The sequence below is a fragment of the Syntrophomonas sp. UBA1041 genome, assembly GCF_002316705.1.
Classification (GTDB): Bacteria; Bacillota; Syntrophomonadia; order Syntrophomonadales; family Syntrophomonadaceae; genus DTU019.
On sequence record NZ_DCEA01000106.1, the window covers coordinates 1 to 22581 of the forward strand.

At 51.1% G+C, this 22581-nt stretch carries 25 protein-coding genes and 1 pseudogene; 10 read left to right on the forward strand and 16 right to left on the reverse strand.

The genetic code is table 11. The features are described from left to right. Positions 1 to 48 precede the first annotated feature (48 nt). Positions 49 to 270 carry a DUF433 domain-containing protein gene (locus tag B2633_RS15425; protein ID WP_481039849.1) on the forward strand — a complete coding sequence of 74 codons (222 nt, stop codon included), beginning with the start codon at positions 49 to 51 and terminating at the stop codon, positions 268 to 270. A 10-nt stretch (positions 271 to 280) separates the two neighbouring features. Then, positions 281 to 637, forward strand: a complete 357-nt coding sequence (locus B2633_RS15430; protein WP_483171591.1) for a DUF5615 family PIN-like protein — start codon at positions 281 to 283, stop codon at positions 635 to 637. A gap of 334 nt (positions 638 to 971) precedes the next feature. On the opposite strand, the gene B2633_RS15435 is transcribed toward B2633_RS15430, so the two are convergent. From B2633_RS15435 to B2633_RS15445, 3 genes are all read right to left on the reverse strand, one after another. After that, on the reverse strand, positions 972 to 1877 hold the full coding sequence (locus B2633_RS15435) for an ImmA/IrrE family metallo-endopeptidase (RefSeq protein ID WP_483171592.1): 906 nt from the start codon (positions 1875 to 1877) through the stop codon (positions 972 to 974). A 499-nt stretch (positions 1878 to 2376) separates the two neighbouring features. Then, the gene (locus B2633_RS15440) at positions 2377 to 2745 is read right to left on the reverse strand and encodes a YkvA family protein (protein ID WP_483171593.1); all 369 of its coding nucleotides are present in this window, start codon (positions 2743 to 2745) and stop codon (positions 2377 to 2379) included. Positions 2746 to 2877: 132 nt separating this feature from the next. Continuing rightward, positions 2878 to 3237, reverse strand: coding sequence for a hypothetical protein (locus B2633_RS15445; RefSeq protein ID WP_483171594.1), 360 nt, complete (start codon positions 3235 to 3237; stop codon positions 2878 to 2880). A 411-nt stretch (positions 3238 to 3648) separates the two neighbouring features. On the opposite strand from B2633_RS15445, the gene B2633_RS15450 reads away from it, so the two are divergent. Further along, positions 3649 to 3924 (forward strand): helix-turn-helix domain-containing protein, encoded by a 276-nt coding sequence (locus B2633_RS15450; RefSeq protein ID WP_483171595.1) that lies wholly within the window; start codon positions 3649 to 3651, stop codon positions 3922 to 3924. 14 nt (positions 3925 to 3938) lie between these two features. On the opposite strand, the gene B2633_RS15455 is transcribed toward B2633_RS15450, so the two are convergent. The 3 genes from B2633_RS15455 to B2633_RS15465 form a co-directional block, all read right to left on the reverse strand. Next, positions 3939 to 4103, reverse strand: a complete 165-nt coding sequence (locus B2633_RS15455; protein ID WP_483171596.1) for a hypothetical protein — start codon at positions 4101 to 4103, stop codon at positions 3939 to 3941. A 188-nt stretch (positions 4104 to 4291) separates the two neighbouring features. Beyond that, complete coding sequence (locus B2633_RS15460) at positions 4292 to 4609, reverse strand: type II toxin-antitoxin system RelE/ParE family toxin (protein WP_483171597.1); 318 nt, start codon at positions 4607 to 4609, stop codon at positions 4292 to 4294. A gap of 3 nt (positions 4610 to 4612) precedes the next feature. Continuing rightward, the gene (locus B2633_RS15465) at positions 4613 to 4861 is read right to left on the reverse strand and encodes a type II toxin-antitoxin system prevent-host-death family antitoxin (RefSeq protein ID WP_483171598.1); all 249 of its coding nucleotides are present in this window, start codon (positions 4859 to 4861) and stop codon (positions 4613 to 4615) included. A 341-nt stretch (positions 4862 to 5202) separates the two neighbouring features. Between B2633_RS15465 and B2633_RS15470 the strand changes: the two genes are divergently transcribed. From B2633_RS15470 to B2633_RS15480, 3 genes are all read left to right on the forward strand, one after another. After that, positions 5203 to 5892: a polyphosphate polymerase domain-containing protein gene (locus tag B2633_RS15470; protein WP_483171599.1), complete on the forward strand. Its 690-nt coding sequence runs from the start codon at positions 5203 to 5205 to the stop codon at positions 5890 to 5892. Positions 5893 to 5917: 25 nt separating this feature from the next. Continuing rightward, a complete protein-coding gene (locus B2633_RS15475) occupies positions 5918 to 6613 on the forward strand; it encodes a DUF4956 domain-containing protein (protein WP_483171600.1) in 696 nt (231 codons plus the stop codon). A gap of 227 nt (positions 6614 to 6840) precedes the next feature. After that, positions 6841 to 8736, forward strand: a complete 1896-nt coding sequence (locus tag B2633_RS15480; RefSeq protein ID WP_483171601.1) for a CotH kinase family protein — start codon at positions 6841 to 6843, stop codon at positions 8734 to 8736. Between the two features lie 86 nt (positions 8737 to 8822). On the opposite strand, the pseudogene prxU reads toward B2633_RS15480, so the two are convergent. Continuing rightward, a pseudogene (gene prxU / locus B2633_RS15485) lies at positions 8823 to 9488 on the reverse strand (thioredoxin-dependent peroxiredoxin); the annotation flags it as partial. A 321-nt stretch (positions 9489 to 9809) separates the two neighbouring features. On the opposite strand from prxU, the gene B2633_RS15490 reads away from it, so the two are divergent. Continuing rightward, positions 9810 to 10037, forward strand: a complete 228-nt coding sequence (locus B2633_RS15490; RefSeq protein ID WP_483171602.1) for a DUF3892 domain-containing protein — start codon at positions 9810 to 9812, stop codon at positions 10035 to 10037. Between the two features lie 229 nt (positions 10038 to 10266). On the opposite strand, the gene B2633_RS15495 is transcribed toward B2633_RS15490, so the two are convergent. From B2633_RS15495 to B2633_RS15510, 4 genes are all read right to left on the reverse strand, one after another. Beyond that, a complete protein-coding gene (locus tag B2633_RS15495; protein WP_481039881.1) occupies positions 10267 to 10710 on the reverse strand; it encodes a YkvA family protein in 444 nt (147 codons plus the stop codon). A gap of 189 nt (positions 10711 to 10899) precedes the next feature. Next, a complete protein-coding gene (locus B2633_RS15500; protein ID WP_483171603.1) occupies positions 10900 to 12177 on the reverse strand; it encodes a helix-turn-helix transcriptional regulator in 1278 nt (425 codons plus the stop codon). A 146-nt stretch (positions 12178 to 12323) separates the two neighbouring features. Further along, positions 12324 to 13772, reverse strand: coding sequence for a sensor histidine kinase (locus B2633_RS15505; protein WP_483171604.1), 1449 nt, complete (start codon positions 13770 to 13772; stop codon positions 12324 to 12326). Then, complete coding sequence (locus tag B2633_RS15510) at positions 13769 to 14440, reverse strand: response regulator transcription factor (RefSeq protein ID WP_483171605.1); 672 nt, start codon at positions 14438 to 14440, stop codon at positions 13769 to 13771. Before B2633_RS15510 ends, B2633_RS15505 begins: the two co-directional genes overlap by 4 nt. A gap of 265 nt (positions 14441 to 14705) precedes the next feature. Between B2633_RS15510 and B2633_RS15515 the strand changes: the two genes are divergently transcribed. Next, complete coding sequence (locus B2633_RS15515; RefSeq protein WP_483171606.1) at positions 14706 to 15503, forward strand: hypothetical protein; 798 nt, start codon at positions 14706 to 14708, stop codon at positions 15501 to 15503. Between the two features lie 108 nt (positions 15504 to 15611). On the opposite strand, the gene B2633_RS15520 is transcribed toward B2633_RS15515, so the two are convergent. The 5 genes from B2633_RS15520 to B2633_RS15540 form a co-directional block, all read right to left on the reverse strand. Further along, a complete protein-coding gene (locus B2633_RS15520; protein ID WP_483171607.1) occupies positions 15612 to 15791 on the reverse strand; it encodes a MarR family transcriptional regulator in 180 nt (59 codons plus the stop codon). 318 nt (positions 15792 to 16109) lie between these two features. Beyond that, a complete protein-coding gene (locus B2633_RS15525; RefSeq protein ID WP_483171608.1) occupies positions 16110 to 17342 on the reverse strand; it encodes a carboxylate--amine ligase in 1233 nt (410 codons plus the stop codon). A gap of 162 nt (positions 17343 to 17504) precedes the next feature. Continuing rightward, complete coding sequence (locus tag B2633_RS15530) at positions 17505 to 18722, reverse strand: carboxylate--amine ligase (RefSeq protein ID WP_483171609.1); 1218 nt, start codon at positions 18720 to 18722, stop codon at positions 17505 to 17507. Positions 18723 to 18923: 201 nt separating this feature from the next. Beyond that, on the reverse strand, positions 18924 to 19247 hold the full coding sequence (locus B2633_RS15535; RefSeq protein WP_481039953.1) for a hypothetical protein: 324 nt from the start codon (positions 19245 to 19247) through the stop codon (positions 18924 to 18926). Between the two features lie 73 nt (positions 19248 to 19320). After that, on the reverse strand, positions 19321 to 20748 hold the full coding sequence (locus B2633_RS15540) for a WD40 repeat domain-containing protein (protein ID WP_483171610.1): 1428 nt from the start codon (positions 20746 to 20748) through the stop codon (positions 19321 to 19323). Positions 20749 to 20947: 199 nt separating this feature from the next. On the opposite strand from B2633_RS15540, the gene rbr reads away from it, so the two are divergent. Then, positions 20948 to 21487: a rubrerythrin gene (gene rbr, locus B2633_RS15545; protein WP_481039956.1), complete on the forward strand. Its 540-nt coding sequence runs from the start codon at positions 20948 to 20950 to the stop codon at positions 21485 to 21487. Positions 21488 to 21653: 166 nt separating this feature from the next. After that, the gene (locus tag B2633_RS15550) at positions 21654 to 22568 is read left to right on the forward strand and encodes an MBL fold metallo-hydrolase (RefSeq protein ID WP_483171611.1); all 915 of its coding nucleotides are present in this window, start codon (positions 21654 to 21656) and stop codon (positions 22566 to 22568) included. Positions 22569 to 22581: the final 13 nt, after the last annotated feature.

A 22581-nucleotide genomic window follows, 5' to 3' on the forward strand; every position in this document is an offset into this window, starting at 1 on the left:
ATCTCATTTGGTGTAAAATAATGAAAGAGGCAGTGGAGGTGATCTCAAATGCATTTAACAGAGCGAATTACTGTTAATCCAGAAGTATGCCATGGGCAAGCTTGTATTTCCGGTACCCGCATAATGGTTTCCATTATTCTCGACAATCTGGCTGCGGGATTAGATAAAGATGAGATACTAAAAAGCTACCCCTCTCTAACGGTTGAAGATATTAATGCCGCGCTAGCTTATGCTGCAATGTTGACCAAGGAACAGGTTATCGCAATCTAGGGGGATATTGATGAAATTCAAGATTGATGAAAATCTCCCAATTGAAGCAGCATTGATGCTTGAAAACAATGGCCATAATGCTGAAACTGTCTATTCAGAAGGGATCCAAGGTTGTCCTGATCCTGCTCTCGCCGTTCATTGCCGGCAAGAAAATAGGATACTGATAACGTTGGACGTTGGGTTTTCTAACATTGTAAATTATCCACCAGGAACTACCGAGGGAATTATTGTTATCAGAATTGGTGTTCTCAATAAGGGCTCAATCATAGAAGCAATTGAACAATTAATTCCAAATTTAAACATGTTTGTTATTGGTGACCTTTGGATTGTAGAAAAGGAACGAATCCGAATAAGAAAACAATTGTAACAACTGCCGAAGATAACTTCGCACTAGGACCCATCATGATGCTTTTGGGAAAATCATCTTCTCCAGTAAAATCAGGGACTGCTGCACCCTGATTGTTTTCCGGCGTTTCCGGCTGGTCAATTTCTCCTTTTCGTTACGGGCCTCCTGCAGAATTTCCTGATAAGTATTGGGAAGATGTGCCAAAAGGTACCCGTTATCTATGCCAGAGCCAATGCAACCACGTGTTTTTGGCAAAATAGAAATAAAGCAAAGAAGAAGAGCTTGCTCCCTGTTTGTAAAACGTTCTCTTAATCGTTGGCGGTGGTTAGGTTTTCGTTAGCCAATTGTCAATCACCTATCTGCTTCTTTTGAATTTCTTAATACCGTTGTTCACAGTGGCCGTTTTTTCTATAATCTCTTTCTTTGTGACGCTGGTTCCCTTAATCATAGTTTCAACCATATTAACAGCTTTCAGAACAGTCTCAATACTAATATCGGGGATTTCTTCGTTATTGCCTAGATATCCGTTCAGGTATTCTGCTGACGGATTGTGTATCCCCATCCTTTCGCACACCAACCAGCAAACACTTTCGGCTTCAAATTCCTTAACATCTTTATGTAGCATTGGTCTGCCAGTCCACCATTTATCGCTAGGACTTCCTAGATGTCCGCAAAATAGATGCCCTAATTCATGTACTATCGTGGCAAATTTAGTTTCTATTGGATGGTTTCTATTTAAAACCATGTTGAAGAGCACCTTGATCCAATACACCTTGTTCGATTTAACTACAGTCTGCTGTTCCGGGTTTCGATTGGTCTGTATAAATCCCGCGCTAGCTGACCCGTGGTCTGATTTATAATAGGCAATACCGTAGTTGATAAGGCTGTTTAATAGGTTGTTATAATCAACAGTGCTAATTCTCCCTTCTACTCTGAATGGGTTCAATAATTCAGGCGGAAACGGCTTAGTGCCTACCGTATCTCCCAGTTCAAAAACATATGTTACCGGCCCAAATGGGCGTAGGATAACAAGTGGCCTTCCTCCGGGCACAACGTGCCTGCCGAACCTCTCCCTCCAAACCGATGCTAATGCGACATATTGGCTGCCTGGTTTCTGAATATTGATAAGCATGGCATTGAAGGACGCGATTTCAGGGAACTTCTTAATAAATTTTAGAAGTTCAGAATAATCCTGGCTTCGGCGATATGTACCTATTTCTTGAAATAGTTTATCTAGTTCGGGGGTATCTTTCTTGGCCATTTTTACTCCAATTAAATTCTGCCTGCTTCCCATTTATGTCCGCAGTTGAGGCAAGTAATCATTACTGTTTTACTACCTAAGAAGCCTCCCAATAAACCTACAGGTCCAAATAGTATCCCGCCGGCTGCTGCCGAACCTAAGCTGAACCCTTTGTCACCAGCGTATAATTGGACTGATTTGCAGAGGGGACACGAAACTGTATTGCTTTGATTGGAAGAAACATAATTGGGATCAAATTTTACCTTTTCGTTGGCCCACTTCAGAGTCTTACTGTTGCCTAAAATGAGATTATGGATTCTCCCGCATTGACACTGGACCGTCGCTTTCAGGTCGAAACTATCGTTACGTGATACGAGATTATCCTTGGGAACCTTTAATTCCGATCTACATCGTTCACACTGACCTATTACAAACTCTTTATCTTCTGAAAGGTACTTCATAGAATCCTCCCTTAATAACCGTTCATGGATGTCAGGGGGACCATGGATGCTCATTAAGTTTATTGGACTCCGTTGAGCCAATCATTTGCTTGTTTACGATGTTCATCAGTCATCACTGATGATATGGCGGCCATCGCAGCGGCTATGGTCCCGGCATCATCTACAAATCCTACTGCAGCTATGATATCTGGTATAGCATCTGCTGGCATTATAAAATAAGCAAGTGCAGCAGTAATGGTTGCTTTGGCCCAAATCGGTGTTTTGTTGTCTTTCAACGTATTATACATTGCTACTGCATCAGAAATAAGCGGAACCTTAGCAGCAAATTTTTTGGCTTTTTTAAAAAAGCCTCGGTTTACGTAATCTTCTTGAGATTCCCCAGCATGCTGCTCAAACTCCCTATCATCGTTTACATAATCTTCTGACATCCGTTATCCCCCCTCTCCTAAATAATTTGACGCACAGTATTCAACAAACCAACCCATCACAAGGCCTTTCCCCAGTTATATCTCAAAGGATGGACAATGTGTTGTCACCCTTCGATTCTGCTGATACTTATATTAAGAAATTGCAGCTCCAGCGGACCGTTCCGCCAGCCCTTGATAAACTCGCGGGTAGCTTTGCCGCTCTGCTGCCTGTCCCCGGATATAGGCAGAGATCAGGCGTTTAATGTTGTTGGCTCGATAACGGCGCGCATCGGCAACAAAGGCTTGAGCCTTGTTTTTGTAGATTTGATACAGTTGGATGAAATCCGCATCATCGGGAAGGGTTTTTAAGGCTTTGTCTAATTGGGCTAAAGCCTGGGGATCGGATGCTTTTATCTTAGCTATGCTTTCAAACCATTTGCTTAAACTCTTAGCTTCCTTCTGGACCTCTTTGAAGGATTGGGTTTCGTTGAAACCGTCTATATTCTCAGGCACCTGGGGACCACTCCTTACACAAATATCCAAATGCGCTTAATCCACACTTTAGTAAAATTTTCCAGAAATAGTTACAAAATCCCTGCAATTGTGTTGAAACTGTGTATTATGAATTATGGTTAAAAATAATATCTTATCTTCAAACTGGCTATCCACTTACTTAATCCCCCAGTATAACATCACTCTTCGCCCTCCCTTTGATTCAATATCCAACAATTCCAGATAGTTGAATCGTTCAACATTCCATAACCTGTCTGATAGCCAACAGTAGCGCGAAAAAAGGCTGTCAAAGCTGCCACGCTCTCATGATGAACTATTAGGAATTGCCTAATTGTTTAAACAATCCCATACATCCTAACTTGTAAGCATTCCTTACAAGTTGATGGATCGCTGTATTAATCATCTGAATAGGTGTTCTTTTTGCTCGTGGAGACAGCTATACTAAATAAAAACCCCGCAAAGGAAACCCAAATGTTTTTCTCTTTCCGTTTCCGCAACAAAACCGTAAAAGAACTTCGCAAGAACCGGGGCTATACAGCCAACGAGCTGGCGCAAAAGGCACGGGTAAAACCCAGTTTAGTTCTAAGGGTTGACGATACCCCACTCAAAAACGTGCCCGAACCGCTGTATTCGAAATTGCTCCCCGTTTTACGCGGCGATGAGGTTGATAAAGCCCCCTGGCTGTAGATTTCTTTCGGGCTTCAATCCGAGTGCAACCAATCTGGCTGCCGGTCTCCGACCTTGTGGTCATGATGCTTGGCCTTTTCAGCCTCCAAAGCCTCCATGGCGTAGCTTCTTAGCAGTTTGTTCCATACCGGTATCAGGCTGAGGGGGTGACCCAGAACGTCGAGGCTTGAACATCCCATTGATGTAAACCATTACCCCAATTTGCCCGGCACGAAGTTCTATGCCCTCCATGTATTTCTGCGATCTCATGGTTGCGTGGGAAGATTCTTCACTGGCGCTCAGAATGATAAGCGGCATCTAACATCACGGGTAAATGTGAAGGATCTGAAAAATCAATCACAAGGATACTGCTTAAGGGAAGCGTACTTTATGACTCTTCCTGGCCGTCTAGCAGCAAAGAAGCGATATTCCGTTTAGCGTGTAGTACTCTCTGAACTGACACGATGTTATCTTCGAATATATAAAATATCAGATATTGTTCACATATTACGTAGCGATATCTGCTGGGTTGCTTGATCCGTGGCGCCAGCGGAGATCCCATCTCTGGGAAATCCGTCAATGCTTCTATCTTTGAGATAATCAACCGTACGGTTTCAACCGCTGCAGATGGGTTTTTTCCCATAAGGAAGTCCTTGATCTCTTGTAGATCAGTGCCCGCTACCGGGTTTATTCTGATTTTAACCACATATTAAACCCCCAGGCGATTCTTAAGATCATTCAAGGTCAGCCACTCTTCGCCATTTTTAATGGTAGTTTCGGCTTCTGATAACTTCGAAAGAAGTTCAATAATAGTCTGTTGTTTTTCATAATCTTGAATATCCATAAGGACATATTTGCCTCGTCCGTTCTTGGTTAGAAAAACTGGTTCTCCATCACGACATTCCCTCAGAACCTCATTGTAATTCCTGAGATCAGATACCGGTTTAATGGTGGGCATTATTTATCACCTCCGTAGTTGATGTAATAATTATAACATTTATTATTTTAATATATTACTTAATATATTAAGTAATATATTAAGTAATACTTATCAGCAACCGCCATTTTTGTCATCCTGCGACGGCGATATAGCAATAATTTCACCCAGTGTTCACCTTTTGTTCACTTTCCCAGAATACAATTGGAACAGAAAAATTATGAAACCTTTGCTCGAGTCACTGTGACGAAGTCCCGACACAGATTGAAGACCGCCCGGAAAGGAATTCGCCATCGGGTGATTCAGACAGCCCCGTGCCGGGATCAGGGCGTGCGGCGGCAGATGGTTTCTCAGAGAAGGTGGTGAATCATTTGCCTAAATACCGCCATGAGTTGAAAATTGGCATCAACAGTTTCGATAAGGCGCTCTTATCCAGTCGCCTTTCCCATGTCATGAGGCGGGACCGGTTCGCCGGGCCGGACGGCAGCTATGTGGTCAGGAGCTTGTATTTTGACGACATCGATAATCACGCCCTCATGGATAAATTTATGGGGGCCATCTACCGCGAGAAGTTCCGCATCCGCACCTATGACCGCGAAGCGTCGGTGATCAGGCTTGAACTGAAGGTAAAGAACAACGGCCTGGGCTACAAGGAGGCGGCGCCTTTGATCCGGGAGGAATGCGCGGCCATCCTTGCGGGAGATTTCGCCTTCCTCAAGCATCGCCCGGAGATGGTGTGCCGCCGGCTGTACAGTAAAATGTCCACGGGACTGTTTAAGCCCCGGACCATAGTGCAGTATGAACGCGAGGCCTATGAGTGGGATCCGGGCAGGGTGCGCGTCACCCTGGATAGCAACCTGGTGACCGGGCTCAGCTCGGTGGATTTCCTCAATTCTGCCTTGCCCCTGACCGGGGTGACGGATGAGGGACTTTCCATACTGGAGATTAAATATGATGAGTTTCTCCCTGCCCACATAGCGGACCTTTTGATGCTGAACAGCCGGCAGCGGGCGGCCTTGTCCAAATACGCCATCTGCCGGCGCTTCGATTAATAACTTACGAAACGGAGGACAGACCATGCCAGACGGCAATACCTTTAATTTCACTGACATTTTCAAGAATAACGTGCTCGAACAGGCGGTGACCAGCTTCTCCCTGGTGGACGTGGCGGTCAGCCTCTTGATCTCCTTTCTCCTGGGGCTTTTCATCTACACCATCTACAAGAAAACCTTCAACGGAGTGATGTATTCCCGCAATTTCAATGTCTCCCTGGTGGCCATGGCCATGATCACCACCCTGATCATCATGGCGGTGACCTCTAACATCATTCTCTCCCTGGGCATGGTCGGCGCCCTGAGCATTGTCAGGTTCAGGACCCCCATCAAAGACCCGGTCGATATCGTGTACGTTTTCTGGGCTATCGCGGCCGGCATCGTCACCGGCGCGGGGCAGTTTCTCCTGGGGATCGCCGGCTCCCTGGTGGTGGGAGTGATGCTCTTGATCTTCACCAATAAGACGGTGCGTGAGATCCCCTATATGTTCGTGGTCAACTGCCGCGATGCCGAAGCGGAAAAAGAACTGCTGTCCAGCCTGGGGCGGTTCGTCAAGCGCATGAATATTAAATCCAAGGCGGTACGCGGCGGGCGGGGCATCGAGCTGACCGTGGAAACGCGCCTCAAGGATGAAAACACCGATTTCATGCACGAGCTATCGTCCATAAATGGGGTGGATGACATCGTAATGGTGAGCTACAATGGCGAGCTGGCGGTTTAGTGAGCCCCGGGGCGGAGTGCCGATCAAGAGAAGTTTAAGGCGGTATCCGAGCCAGCGGGGATGCTTAATCTATAGCCCAAGTAAAGGCCGGCGGGAGTGTATATCAGGCCGGAATGGGCATTGTTGGCGTCAGAGGAGCTTGTTCTCCAACCGGTACCGGTATCTGTCGCAACGGGGAGGCCTGTTTCTAGTCCGGGATCGGTACCAGTTGCAGCGGGGGTGTTGGCATGGATAGAAATTTCACCGGGTTGTTGGCGGTTATGGTGTTGGTAGGCATCGGTCTCATTGTGGCCGCCGGCTACGGACTGGCTCCAGGTTCTGATGACGGCTCTCCCGCGGCTGTGCAGACCCGGAATGCAAGTCTGGAATATGTGGAAAAGCTATTCGCCTCAGACCGGGTCACGGATATATACATCACTCTGGAAGCGGCTGATTTCGCCGATATGATGGAGAACCCGACCGAGGAGGAATATAAGGAAGCGGCTATAACGGTTGACGGCGAGACAATGGCGCACGTCGGCTTCCGAGTCAAAGGCAATTCCAGCCTCAGCTCGGTGGCCCGCAGCGATTCGCAGCGCTTCAGTTTCAAGGTGGACCTGGATCAGTATATAGACGGGCAGACTCTGTTTGGACTGACCAAACTGAACCTCAATAATTCTTTCAGCGATCCCTCTTTTATGCGGGAATATCTCTCTTACGGCCTGATGGAGGAGATGGGGGTCCCCACCCCGGCCTACAGTTACGCCAATGTCTATGTGAACGGCCAGCCGATCGGGCTGTATTTAGCGGTGGAAGGCATCGAGGAACCGTTTTTGCAGCGCTATTATGGCAGCGCGGCGGGCAATCTCTACAAGCCCGAAGGTACGGGCAGCGACCTGGTATATGTTGATGACGATATGTCGTCTTACAGCGGCATTGTGGCCGCAATCGACAAAAAGAACGGCGCTGATGAGGCCTTGCTTGCCATGCTCCGGGCTCTGAGCCAGGGACAGGATCTGGAGGCATATTTGAATGTGGATGAGATACTGCGCTATTTTGCGGTGAATACGGTCCTGGTCAATATGGACAGCTATCAGGGCAATCTCAAACACAACTATTACCTTTATGAAGAGAATGGGGTCTTTTCCATCCTGCCCTGGGATTATAATATGTCCTTCGGCGGTTTTGGAATGGGAACGGGCGCCCAGGGGACGACTTCGCTGTATATCGATACTCCGGTCACGGGCACCACTCTGGAGCAGAGGCCCTTGTTGGGCAGACTCCTGGAGATACCGGAATACATGCAACGCTATCATCAGTATATTGAGGAGTTTATCGCAGGGCCTTTCGCGGCGGAAAAGATGGAGGCCGAGATCGCCAGGGTGGCGGCCATGATCAGGCCTTATCTGGAACAGGACCCCACCAAATTCACCACCATGGAGCAGTTCGAACAGGCCCTAGCCCAGGGGGCGGCGGATACCGGTGAAGAGATGCGAACACCCGGCGGAGCGGCTGGTGCGGCCCCGCAAGGAGCAGCAAATACAGCAGGCGGGGTCGAGAGTGGGGCTTCAGATGGATTGGCCGGCGCAGATGGCAGGGCAGCAGCAGGCGAAGCCGCAAGCACAGCGCCGGCCGTAAAGTCAGCTGAAGCACAAGAATCGGCGGACGCCAACCAGGCTGCTCCGGCCGCGCAGAATGAGGCGGCCGGGATGAACCGCAAAGCAATGGATGGAATGACGCAAGGCGGCAACAGCATCGGTTTGATGCGATTCATCGCGGAACGCATCGACAATGTCAACCAGCAGCTCAGCGGCCAACTGCCCGCTGCGGGAGACACTCAGAGCCAGAGCGGCGGCATGAAGTCCGGGCCGCAGGATGCCGGTAATGCCGGAAGACAACGGACTGCCGGGGAAAGGCCACAGCCTCCCGAAGGGATGAGACAGCGCGACCCCGCTATGGGCCTGGGACAGCAGGACGCAGAGGCCGGTCAGAGGCCCGGGCCGGGCGGAGAAGCTGGCCAGGGTTTTCCCGGACGGGTGCAGGGCATTTCTGCGCAAGAGTTTTACATCATCGGGGGAGCCATGCTGTTGATAGTGTTGACTGTGCTCCTGGCGGCGAAGAGAAGAACCAGGCACACGGTTTGACAGTTCACAGTTCATATATATGCAAATCCCCATCCGGTCTTTCGGCCGTGATGGGGATTTGAAACTGCGCTATATTCAGTTGCAGATTATTGCATGGGTCCGCTCGGGTTGATTGGAACATCGGTGAAAGCCTCACTCACCTGCCATATCCTCCACACATTGCCGACCAGTTCTGTCCCGGGCTTGAGGGTCTGTTTGCCCGGCCTCCAGCCGGCCGGAGCGGTCTCCTTGCCCCCCGATTGGCGCACCAATTGAAAGGCCTGAATCTGCCGCAGGTTCTCGCTGACATTCCTGCCCACCGCCGGAATGAGCGCTTCAAACCCCTGAATATTGCCGTCAGGATCGATGATGAAGCCAGCCCTGCTATCCACCCCTTTGGCCGGCTCATAAATGCCGTAGTTCCTGCCTATGCTGCCATCCTGGTCGGAGAGCATGGGATAGGGTATGTCGCCATTTATCATCTTGGACAGTTCGTGGTCGTTCCACATCTTATGGGCAAAAACACTGTCTACGCTGCAGGACAGTACTTCAACGCCCAGTGCCTGGAACTCGGGATACTTTTCAGCAACTGCTGAAAGCTCTGTGGCTCAGACGAAGGTGAAATCAGCGGGATAGAACCACAGTGAAACCCATTTGCCTTTCAAATCGGAAAGGCTGATTTTCTTGATCTTGCCCTGATGATAGGCGGGTGCCGTAAAATCAGGCGCCGGTTTGCCAACAGCTAACATCTCTCTGGTCGCCTCCTTATAAATCTGCTATTCCGACCTGTTCTAGTGGTCGTTGTGGGTCGATAACGGGGCCGCTGTTAAATGCTTTGAAACCCCGGGCACGGTTTTATTTTCTCCGTTCTGAGCGGATTAACCCTCGATTGCATCTTTTTTATGCAATCTTTACGTAAATAAGGGGAGAGGCGTTGCGGCATCAACCGGAGTTGGCCATTTCCTTGGGCTCAATAGGCAGGAGTCCGGGCCGGTCGGCCTCAAGCGCGATTATTAAAGCATCGCCTTAATTTGATAAATTTGCACTAATAATTTTTGCTTTTTGCTTCAAGCTAATACAAGGAGGTGTTTATCATGGAACAGCTTGAGATCGTGGAAGTAAGGCATGATGAACAGGGACGATTGAACAGGTTTAAATTGTCGGACGGACGGGAGCTGGATTTTCAGCAGACCGTGGCGATGGGGAAAAAGGGGCAGATCAAGAATATCGATGTGGTGGACCGGGACAGCGGCATGCAATTTATCCGCAGCGAACCTGACGGGACTGAGGCCAACAATCTGGATAACCTGCCTGAGTTTTAAATAAGATATTTGAGTTGAATTTTAAAATAGAGGGCCGGTCAAAGGATCGGCCCTGCCTGTTGCACTATTTGCCTCATATCGACTGTCACTGCAGTGTGCCGCTCTGGCATCACTGCCTGGTGTCTGTTCCCGCGTCCGGTTTTTTATATTATGCTTATGGGCGCACTGCACTCAGCAACAGCCTTCACGCCCTCTCCCCTTTTCTGCAGGTTTTAACGAATATCGAGTATTATTGTTGGAACATGGCTCTTATTTTGTTTATCAGCCGGCTGCCGATCATTTCATCGGCCGAGTCGATGATCTGCTGCACCAGCCTGAGAACATCCTGATCCCCGGCCCAGTGCTTCTTAACCAGCTCCGGGTCGGTCTCGTTGAGCATGTTGTTCAAAATATAGGCTGCTACCACCAGGTCGTCCGCCAGTCCTAAAGGGCCCAAAAGAGCTTCGGGCAGAAGGTCGATAGGGCTGATGAAATAGGCCAGGCCCAGTCCCAGCTTGGCCTTGTGTTTGTCGGGAACTTCCGGATCCAGAGCCAGTTTGACCAGGAGGTGGAAAAGGTCGGGTACCGCCAGGATGTAATCAGCCCAGCGGTTGTTCTTTCCCTCCTCAGTCTGCATCCAGGAGTGGATCTTGTTGCGGATGGATTGGTAAAAATCATAATGCTGTTCTTCCAACCAAAGAGCCTCCTTTTATGTTGTTGCCTGCTTCCGCACCTCTGGCGTTATTCAAAACATACTCCAGACTGGTAATAACCCGTAATCCGGACATGGTATTGTCACCAATCCGGTAAGTTCATGGTACAGGTAAACAGGTCTATTGATAGTATCACACTTCAGAGAAGTGCTGATTCCAGAGCCAGTGTTTCACTTACTGTATAATTCCGCTATACGCTGGGCTTGAGCCAGAACTCTTTTCCTCAGCGGGGCCGGTTCCAGAACCTCCACCCGATCTCCCCACTGCATTATCCAGCTCTGCATTTCGATCAGGCCGCAGGCCTCAAACTGCACCACGACCGAACCGTCTTTTGATTCCTCCACAATCGCCTGGCTGGGGTGGTAGCGGAGCTTCTTGACCCGGGAGGCCACTTCCGGGGAGAAGCGGAGGCGCACCCGCTGCACCGGGTCATTGCAGAATACCCCCCAGCTGGAGCCGATATGAGCCTGCAGCGAGAAATCTTGAGGGTAGTGGAATTTATCACTTTCATGTCCGGTGAGACGCTGGATCTGATCGACTCGAAATGTTTTGATCTCCGCTTTATTGCCCTGCCTGGCGATCACATACCACACATTGCGTTTAGACACCAGCCCCAGGGGTTCCAGGAGGCGGGACGATGTTTTCCCGGAATTGTTGACATATTCCACTTTGACCCGATAGGACTCGCTGACCGCTCTGATCAGCCGGCCCAGAATCTGGCCGAACTGCTCGGGGTGGCTGAGGGTGTCCCCCAGTATATAAAGGCGTTCTTTCAAAAGTTTGGCCCGTTCCGGCATGCCTTTGAAGAAACCGCTTTCCATGTTGATCCTGACCGAGTTTACCGCATCGTCTAAGAGGGTATTGCGGTGCAGCAAGGTGGACACATAGAGCGCGGCGGCGCTCTCCAGGCTCACTTTGGGAAGGTATTCCTGGCGAAGGCGGTAAGCCTTGTTTCGGCTGCCGGCCGAAGGGCGATCGATAGCGATGCCGAATGATTCCAAACGGCTCAAATCCCTCTGCAGGGAACGCTTTATAGAGGCGTCTTTGGGCAAGTCCGGGGAATACTGCTCCAGAAGTTCCCGGTAGTGTTTGCACAGGGTTTCAAAGCGGATGCCCCCGTCCCGGCTGGCCTGTTCCAGGTAATGGTAGATGTAGAGAAGTCTTTCAGCCAATGGCGGCCGGCCCGCGGGAGTACCGTCATTTTCCAGGAAATCCTCGATGTCGTCGATGGTGATATTTTGGCCGCCTTGGCTTACGCAAAAAACGCCCTCCCGGCAGATCTCGCTGTCACCCGACAGTCCCAGCAAGAGACGGTACAGACTGGCTTCAGAATGAATTTTCACCGCCGCCATGACCTCTTGCGGCGTAGAGCCGGGATGAGTACTGATGAATTCCCGCGCTTGTGAGGCTTTCTGGGCCAGGGCCGTAGTTCGTGTTTTAACCGCCAAATCTTCCACACCCTTCCTGGACTATTGTGGAGGTTACAGGAAATTGCCTGGCTACTCCGTTCAAATCCATATTATGTATATTATATACCGATTTGAACTGCCGCGGGTAGCGAATGGCAATCATGGCAGGATATGGGGCCGTTTCTTTAGGCGGGATCAAGTTCGAACCAGAATTGCACTCCGCCGGGCTGGTTTTCCACCCCGTAGAGATTGTGGTCGAGTTCTTGAATAGCCCTGACCACCGCCAGTCCCAGGCCGGTGCCGCCATAGGCGCGGGTGCGGGCTTTATCCACTTTATAGAAGCTGGTGAACAGCTTGGGAAGAGCCTCCTCGGGTATATCAGGACCTGAATTGAAAACCGTAACCCGGTATTTGTCCCCTCTGGGCACAACTCCGATCCGCAGTTGTTTTTCCCCGTTGATGTGGTTTAAGGCATTGTTGATATAATTCACCAGAACCTGTTCGGTGCGAGTCATATCGGCATTGACCTTAAGGGTTGGGGCCCATTCCAGACTGGCCTTGATTCCCATTTCCGCCAGGCGCGGTTCGTATTTGGCCATTACCAGTTCCAGAAGTCCGGTCAGGTCGAACTCCGCTTTCTCCAATTTAAACCCCCCCGATTCCATCTGGGAGAGTTCCAAAAGCTCTCGCACCAGTTTATCCATCTTGACGGCCTCATCCATGATCACCTCACAGTAGAAATTCTTGCTGTTTTCATCTTCGGCCACATTCAGCTTTAGCCCCTCGGCATAGCCCTGTATCAAGGAGATCGGGGTTTTCAGCTCATGGGAGACATTGGAGATGAATTCTTTGCGCATCTCGTCTATCTGGCGCTCCCGCTCCACCTCTTCCTGCAGGCGGGCGTTGGCGCCCTGCAGTTCTGATATGGAACGGTTGAGCTGCTCGGACAGGGAATTGAGGCTGTGCCCCAGTTCCCCCAGTTCATCCTGGCTCTTGACCTCCACCTTTCGGCTGAAGTCGAGGCGGGTCATGTCCTGGGCGATGCGGTTCATTTCCAGAATAGGCTGGGTAAAGCGCCGGGCAAACAGGAATGCCGCCAGGCTGCCCAGCAATAGTGTGACCGCCCCGGTGTACAGGAAAAAACGGTTGGCCACCGCGGCATTGGCCTGAATAGCCGCCAGAGGGGTGCTCAAGACCAGAATGTCCCGGTTGTTGAGGAGATAGACCAGATTCAGAAAATCATCATTGAGGCGGAGGTCGCGGGTGATCAGGTTGAAGCTGCCGTACTCGGTCAGCTCATCGTAGCGCTCCGCTATGGTAGCCAGGCTGAGTTCGTTGCGCTGCGTGGGATTGCGCCTGGACAGGGAGAGGTATTTGACCTGCAGGCGGCTGTCCAGGATGATGACATTGACACTGGCGGTGTTTTCAGCCCCTTCCAGGGCCAGCAGGATATCTTCGGGAAGGCCTTTATATTGCTTATCGATAAGCCCGGCGGTGGAATCCAGCAAACTCAGCTTCTGATTCAAATAGTACTTTTCCAGATAATTGTTGTTTAAAAATATGGAGAACAGCACAAAGAACAGGATCACCAATCCCAGTCCGATAAATAGTTTGGATTGGATGGAATTTTTCATGGTTTAACCTCGAAGCGGTAGCCCAGGCCGCGCACGGTCTGAATGCAGTCCCCTTTGTCGCCCAGTTTCAAACGCAGTTTCTTGATGTGGGTGTCAACGGTGCGCACATCGCCGAAGAAATTGTAATCCCAGACCGCATTGAGGATTTGATCGCGGCTCAGAGCTATGCCCTGGTTGCAGGCCAAATAAAACAGGAGTTCATATTCTTTGGGGCTGAGATGGATACGCTCCCCCTCAACCTTTACCAAACGGGCGCCCTCATCGATCTCCAGGCCGTTCAGGGCAAGGGCTTTTTGGGACTGCCGCCCGCTGCGCCGCAGCAGGGCCTGCACGCGGGCCACCAGAACCTGCGGGCTGAAAGGCTTGGTGATATATTCGTCAGCCCCCAGCTCAAATCCGAACAATTCGTCCGATTCCTGGCTGCGGGCGGTGAGCATGATCACCGGCAAATGGGATGCTTTGCGAATTTCGCGGCATACTGTCCAGCCGTCGCATTCCGGCATCATCACGTCCAGTATAGCCAGGGCCAGATCGCAGTGGGTTTCGACAATTTCCAGAGCCTCCCGGCCGTCGCCCGCTTCCAGGGGAGCAAAGCCTTCCTTGCGCAGAAAATCGGCCACCAAGCGGCGGATACGGGTTTCATCGTCAGCGATAAGGATTTTTTTCATGAAAATTATCCCTTCAATGCTATTGGCAAATGATTAAGACCATCCATCATTATTATTGTAGTATCGGGTTGTGAACATTCGGTGAACAGCCCTCTTCCCTATTTTATAGCCTATTCAGGCTTAAATTTCAAAAACTTCTGCCGCTAAATAGTGTTAGGCCTGCCAAATAATTTTCACCTGTTGTTCACCTTTTGTTCACCTGAGCCGGATATACTACAAGTGATCATTTTGAAAATGATCAATTTTTAAGGAAAGGAAGGATGGAATGGAAGAAAAGAAACGCTTTAACCGATGGCTGGCAGCTGCACTTGTCGGCATTTTCCTGATGGCCTCGGGCGGATTGGCTCTGGCAGCCGGCAGCGATGCGGCGGATACTCAGTCCGGACCGTTTGCGGCCTGTCGAGGCGGGAAAATGACAGTGAAGGCGGATCCGGCTGCGCGGAGTGCGGCTTTACAAACCGTCCTGGACAAACTGGTGGCCGACAATGTCCTCACCCGGGAACAGGCCGATGGCTTAGCCGCCTATCTGAAAACCCAGGCTGAACAGCGCCAGGCCCAGAGAGAGCAGATGAAAAACCTGACTCCGGAACAAAGACAGGCCCTGCGCAACGAGCAGCCCGCAAGACAGGGTTTCCTGGATAAAGCGGTTGCCGATAAGGTAATCACTCAGGAACAGGCTCAGGCCATTGGAGATGCATTGGGGGCCCAAAAGCAGCAAAGCCGGGAAGCCGCCCTGCAGACTCGGTTGGCGGAACTTGTCAAACAAGGCGCCATAACCCAGGCTCAGGCTGATGCCGCCCTGGCAGCCTTGCAGGCTAATTGGCAGCAGCGCCAGGCTGAATTTGAGAAAATCAAAAACATGAGCAAAGAGGAACGCTTAGCTTATATGAAGGCTAACTTAGCGCAAAAACAGAACCCTCTGCAGGAGCTGATCAACAACGGCACCTTGACCCAGGAGCAAGCTGATCAGATCTGCCCGGCTCATGATTCTCAGGGCAAAGGCCTGGGACGCGGAGGCAAAGGCTGCCCCATGAACCCTACCCAGACTAGCGACGGCGTTTAGTTATACTGACCCGTTGCCTCAAAAATCTAGTTTACCTGCCACAAACTGCGCCGGCTTCAGCCGGCGCAGTTTTTTGATGGTATCGGGAAACGTCCTCCCGTACGCCATTTAGGCTTTGGGCTGATAGAAGCAGCGCTTGGGGGATTCCAATTTGCCGGTGTCTTTCAGTTTTTTGATGAGCTTATCCACTTCTTTTTTGTCCAGCCCGGTGACGTCGACTACGGCTTTGGAATTCAGCGGCTCCCCCGCCTTTTCAAAAGCCTGCCAGACCTTTTCCAGATTGTCCATTAAAATTCTCCTTTCTGTCGCGAAAATGTTTTTTGCCTATCAGTCTTGGTTTAGAATGATCGGCCAGCTATTGGCTTGACGGACTTGTCAGAGCGGTTGCTCCGGGTCATCCTGGCCGGGCGTTGGCCTCAGCTAATCACATTATGGAATAATCAGGCCGCGATTGCCAGCATTCGCGCATGGTTTTTCCTCACTTATATGATGCAGACTCGTCCCCGTTTTTATCCGCAGTTTGCAGCCAGATCCTAATTGGCTTTAACGCCTGCTGGTTGCGCGGCACATTGGCAGCCGCTTGACGAGGCATAGGCTCTCATCGCATTAAAACCTGGATTTCAGGCGATGCAGGGCTTTGCCCGCCAGGCACCACCCATATACCATTCCCGGCCGGGGATCCTGCCAATCCCATACCGCCCAGGTACGTTTAGGTACCAGGTACGTTTTCAGAACCCTTAAGAGATGTTCGCCCCGGGGGCGGTTCTCCACCACATTCATCCACTCCCACAGGGCCTCGATATAGTAACCGGAATCTTCCTGCTGCACTTTCCTGAGCCCTTTAAGCCGGTCGTGCTGCCCGGTGATGTGATAATAGTGGATCAAGGGCACCAAAACCCCGGCCTGCAGTGACATTGAGCCGCTGCGCGGATAGCGGAAATTGGTCTCCACATATTTATATTGATCATCGCGACGGTCGTATTTCACTTCTATGGCAGCCGGTCCGATGATTTCCAGTGCCTGGCAGATCTTTTCTCCCAGCTCAAATACCCTCTGGTTAAAGGGGGCTTCCATAATGGTGGCGGTGCCGCCCCGAAACGGATACTGGCTTATCTTGGTGCGGGTATAAGCGGCTACCACTTGATAATTTTCGTCGCAGTAAGCATTCATCCCCCAGTTTTCCCGGGGGCCTCCCGGTATATATTCCGCAACCACCAGGCCATGCGATAGTTCACGCTCCAGTACGGTCTGATGGTCTGATAAATCCTGACGGTTGTAGAGGTGCAGGATGCGAAAGGGATCTACTGTATCAAAATACTCGGATTTGTCAAAGGGGCGGATAATCAGAGGGTAAGGCAGGTCATGAGCCTGGTCTGACAGGTTCTCCAAATCCTGCCGGCTTTTTATATTGAAAACCCAGGGAATAGGTATGTCGTGACTCCGGCAAAGCTCCAGCTGTCTGGCCTTGCTGACATTTTCCATGATAGTTTCCGGGTTGAAAGGCAGATGGTAGTATTGGCTGAGCTCTTGCCAGGCCCGGGCGCAGAGCAGGCAGTAGCGCTCGTCGGTCAGGTATAAGACCGCTTTTTGGGGGAGCTGGCGCCCGATAGCGCATAACAGTGGAACAAATTGCTCCCAGTCCCGGCGGTAATCGAAAATCAAGGCCTGAGTGACATGGCGTGAATAAGCCCCGGGATTGGCCTCATAATCCAGAAGCAGGACGGGCACATCGCCCCGCGCCAGGTTTCGGATGATTCCCAGGCCGGTAACATGGGATCCTACCACAACGGCAATACTTTCACGGTTTTGCTTGAGAACCGGGTGTAGTGCAATCTGCAAACTAAGCCCTCCTTGAGGTATTGAGGTTCTGTCGCCCGACTTCGGGCAGCGGCCATACAAAAGCTATAGCGGGTCTTGCCTCCCGGCGCCCTTGTCGGTGGATGGGGCCGCTGATAATAAACCCGGCCATACGTTTTAACGCCCGGTGGGCGCTTCCTTTAATCAACCCTGCCCGGTATTTTTTCTCCAGCCCTTTTTCAAAAGATATTGCAGATAATACAGCGAAGGCCCCAGATCTTCCCAATCATGAATAGCCCACATGCGCCGCGGTTTAAAAATACAGCTGAACAGCTGTTTGCTGCGCTGCATGCGCCCGGGCAGCTGCACCACATTGGCCATTTCCTGTCCGGCCAGAACCATGAAGGCCTCTCCGGATTGCTGCATACCCGCCCATTTGCGGAGTTTATCCTCATCGCCCACAGCCGCATAATAATGGGCCAAGACCAGGTCGACACCGGCCAGCCTTCCCAGACCATTGTACTGTATGTGCCGGGGGTTGGTCTCTATATATTGAAAACACCCCCGCTGCCGATTCCATTTGAACTCCACCTCGGCCGGCCCTTGGATTTGCAGGGCCCGCAAGGCGGCTTTCCCCGCTTCGGCCACTTCGGGGTTATGAACGCTGCGCATAATGGTGAAGCTGCCGTGCCGGTAGGGGCGCTGGCTGAGCTTCTGAGCGGTCCAGCCTGCCACAACCTCCCCGGGCTGATGGCAGTAGGCATTGTAGGCCCATAATGCCCGGGGCTCGCCCGGTATTACCTCACATACCAGCAGAGGCAGGTTTTTCTCTATCAAAGGGGCCAACTCCAGAAGTTTGTGCTGGTTTTCCACCTCGTACAAACGCTTTCCCGCTGAAAAGGACAGAGAGCAGGATTGATCGCCCGGCTTGATAATCAGGGGATAAGGCAGCTCATTGCGCTGCTTAAGCAGATTCTCCACATCAAGACCTGTGGTGACGATGAAAGTGAGCGGGCAGGAAATGAGGTTTTCCCGGCAGATCCTGTATTGATAGGCTTTGTCTATAGCGGCTTCCCCCATCCGGGTATTGAAAGGAAGATAAAAATGCTCGGCCAGCATTTCCGCTGCCGCGGCGCATACCCGGAAATACCTGTCATCGGTGATATACAAGACGGCTTTATGGCCGAGTCCGCTTCCCAATCGGCACAGGCTTTCCAGGAATTCCCGGGGATGGTTGTCCTCCAAAACTATATGCCGGGTGCTGAACCGGGAGTACTGCCCCATCATGGCCTGACGATCAATAGCTATCAGCGGGATGCCCTCCCGGCCCAAGCTCCTGATGATGCCCAGGCCATTGATGTGAGCCCCCAGTACCACCGCCGCACTTCCCGGATAATCGCTAAGGCCCCGCAAAATTTTCATATCTTTCCCCATCATGCTCGAATTCACCTGCTGCTTAAAAGCGGTTATTCAACATCCTGCCAAAAAACCCGAAAGGAGTAATCCTCGACATAGCCGCCCGCATCAAGAGACCCCGGCCGCCGTTTGCCCCAAACAAAAGGAGCGGAGTCATTAACACCGCAAAGTGCTACGACCCGCCCCGGTCAAGTACCCTTCTTAATGCTAAGGCATCATCCAGCTGTACTTATAGTTAATGGGTTTGCCGTATTTCCATTCTCCCTGGTAGATCATGTAGCCATCATCGGTATAAGCCTTGCCCATGCCATGTCGCACCCCATTGACCCATTCTCCGTCATAGCGCAGATTTCCATCGGGATAATACTCTTTGCCATAGCCGTGGCGCAGGCCGTCTTTCCACTCACCTACATACTTGCCGCCGTTGCGATAATAAGCAGTCCCTTGACCGCTTGGCTTGCCATCCTTGATCTCGCCTTCATAATTGGCACTCATTTCCGGTTTTAAAACGATCCGTGTATTTTCGACCATCGATTATCCCTCCTCTCCTTAAATAATATTATATCCCATGGCGGGTTATTATCACTACGAATATTTCGGTATTTTAATAAACCAGCACCTCTTCCTGAACCAGGCGGAACTCCCCGCTGGGCATCAAGGTCAGATACTGGATGCGGTCGTTGGATAGAAATACAATCCCCCGCTCCTGTGTGGTATACAGGAGGTTATAGTCCTGGCCTTCATCTGCGTCGAAAACCACGAACTGTTGATCTCCGTTTTGGGCTGTGTACACCAGGTGCTGGGAATCGGGGCTAAAGGCCAGGCTGTCGCCGACCACGGCATCGTAATAATTGCCTTCCTCACCATCCCTGACCACGAATGCCTTGCCTTCATTCTGCACCGCATAGGCCCAGTGCTGTCCATCCGGGCTGAATACCACCCCTCCTTCCAGGAAGGTATCATAAAACTTGCCCTGTATCCCGTCTACAACTGCACACCAGCGCTGCTTTTCACGCACTATATAAGCCATATGACGCCCCTCCGGGCTGAATACCAGGGTGGCCTTGCCAATGCCGTCAAAACGCGGCCCTTCTTCGCCGTTGCTTACCACCAGGACTTTCTGTGCCTGCATGGCCGCATATGCCAGTATACTGCCATCAGCGCTGTAGATCAGGCTATCCCCTCCCACGGCGTCATACTGCTTTCCTTCAATGCCATCGGCAACGACCAATTGTTTACTGTTTTTAGAAGTGGTATATTTGCCTTCAACCGTTGCGGGCTGGTTGCCGATCAAGACCGCGTAGGCCAGATGCCGGCTGTCGGAACTGAAGATCAGGGAGCCTCCTCCCACGGCGCTATAGGGTTCTCCTTCCCGGCCATCGCAAACCACTATCCAGCGGTAGTCCTTTTTGGCCGCATAAGCCAGCCGGCTGCTGTCAGGACTGAAGCTCAGGGTTCCCACAGAAATGCCTTGATAAGCCTGGTGTTCCTTGCCATCCTCAACTACCAGCCACGAACCATTTTTGCAGGCTGCATAGGCGTGGTGCTTTCCATCCGGTGAAAACTGCAGGCTGGCAGCGAGAATGCCCTGATATTTTCTGCGGCTGCGGCCATCTATTATAACCATCTGTTGGCCCTCGTTCTGAGCGGAATAAGCCAGCCGCCTGCTGTCGGGGGTAAATACCAGGCTGTCGGATAATATGCCCTCATAGCCTTTTTTGGCTTTGCCGTCGATGACCGCCATCTGCTGCCCGTTTTTGCTGCCCACGTAAGCCAGGCGCTTGCTGTCCGGACTGAATACCAGGCTGCCCTTGATAATCTCGTCAAATTCCAGCTGAGGGTTTCCGTCCAAAACCACCATTTGCGAACGCTGCAGCTGGGCGATATAGGCGACATGACACAAGTCCGGGCTTATCACTATAAAATCCTGGATGCTTTCGGCCCCCACGGCTGACAAGGGGTACTCCAGGCTGCACACTCGGGTTTCTTCGATACTTCTGACCACACAGGTTCTTTTTTGCAGATGAATCATTCCTTTCAAGGCCGTTTAAGCGGGATCAGGCTGTGGAAGGCCAATATTTAGGTAAGTCTTTCGCTGTTCGATGGCTTTATTCCTACTTATGTTCCATTTAGCGCGGAATTGGAATAATTACGGTTTATATCAGACCGTAAAATCTGTTATTCTATGTATAGTCTCAATGATGCAAATAAATGTGAGGGAGGGCTTGTTTATGGAATTGAAAGGTTCAAAAACCGAACAGAACCTGTGGACTGCTTTTGCCGGCGAATCTCAGGCACGCAACAAATACGACTATTATGCCAGTCAGGCTAAGAAAGACGGTTATGAACAGATTGCCGAGTACTTCACCGAATCCGCGCTCAATGAAAAGGAGCATGCCAAACGGTTCTTCAAGATACTGATGGGCGGCTCTATCCCCAAGACACCGGAAAACCTGGTGGATGCGGCCGAAGGAGAGCACTATGAACACAGTCAGATGTATCCCGAATTCGAGCGCATCGCCCGTGAAGAGGGATTTGATGAGATAGCTGATATATTCAAAGCCATCGCTTCTGTGGAAGTGTACCACGAGAGGCGCTATTTGAAGCTGTATCAGAACGTAAAGCAGAGCACGGTGTTTAAGCGGCCCTCTGCCATCAAGTGGAAATGCCGCAACTGCGGTTATGTTTATGAAGGCCCCGAGGCGCCCCAGGTGTGCCCGGCCTGCGATCATCCCCAGGCTCATTACGAACAGTGGTGTGAAAATTATTAAAAGCGTACTGTGGAGGCTGTCCTCTTGAGGATGGCCTCTTTTCTTTTGGTCCTATTTTCACAAGGCCGGAAATATAGGTCTGGCCGGGTCGTCATTCCTTCCCTGCAACCGCTTCGGGCCCACTTGTGGTAGAATAATAGTCAGTTTTTACTGGCGGTGATCAATCATGTTGCAGAAGATTACCAAAGACATCTGGATGGTGTCCCCTCCGGTCAAGCCCCGCTATCCTTACGGCAATTGTCTTTACATCAATGGGGATGCTCCGATATTGGTAGACACCGGTGCCGGCAGTATAGCGCTGGCCGATATAAAGCCCCGGGAAGTGAGCCGCGTCTTGATCACCCACAGCCATATCGACCATACGCACAGCACCATATTATTTCCCCGGGCAGATATCATGATAGGCTCGCAGGAAGAACCTTTCTACCATGATTACCAGGCCTTTATGGAGCATAACCGCTTCCGCCTTTGGAGCGATGTCTTGCGGCTGGCCAAGATCGTGGGTTTTTCCAACAGCACTCCGGCTTTTGGGGATGTTCCCATTATGGACGAATTCAGACACCAGCCGCTGTCAGGCACTTTTACAGATTTAGACAGCTGGGAATCTGGGTCTTTAAAGGTGACCGCCCTGCATCTTCCCGGCCATACTGTAGGCCATCACGGTTTTTACGTTGAAAAAGAAGGGCTGTTGATGAGCGGCGACATCGATCTGGTAAATACCGGCCCCTGGCTGGGGAGCAATACCGCAGACATCGATGATCTGATTTATTCCGTGCAGAGAATAAAAGAGATCGGCCCCAGAATTATCGTGCCTTCACATCGCCGCATCCAGGACGAGAACCTCAAACGGCATCTGGATGCCTTTATCGGAGTGGTTCTGAAACGCCAGGAGCGCTTGGTGGAGATACTCAGGGTTCCGCACTCTCTGGAAGCACTGCTTCCCTATTGCCTGGTCTATCCCGAACCCCGTGCGGAATACGAGGTCGACTGGGAGCGCACTACCCTGCGCCACCACCTGGACTTCTCCATGCGGCATGGACTGGTGGCGGAAGTGGCCCCGGATATTTATCAGCGGGTATAGCCCCGGGAGGAAT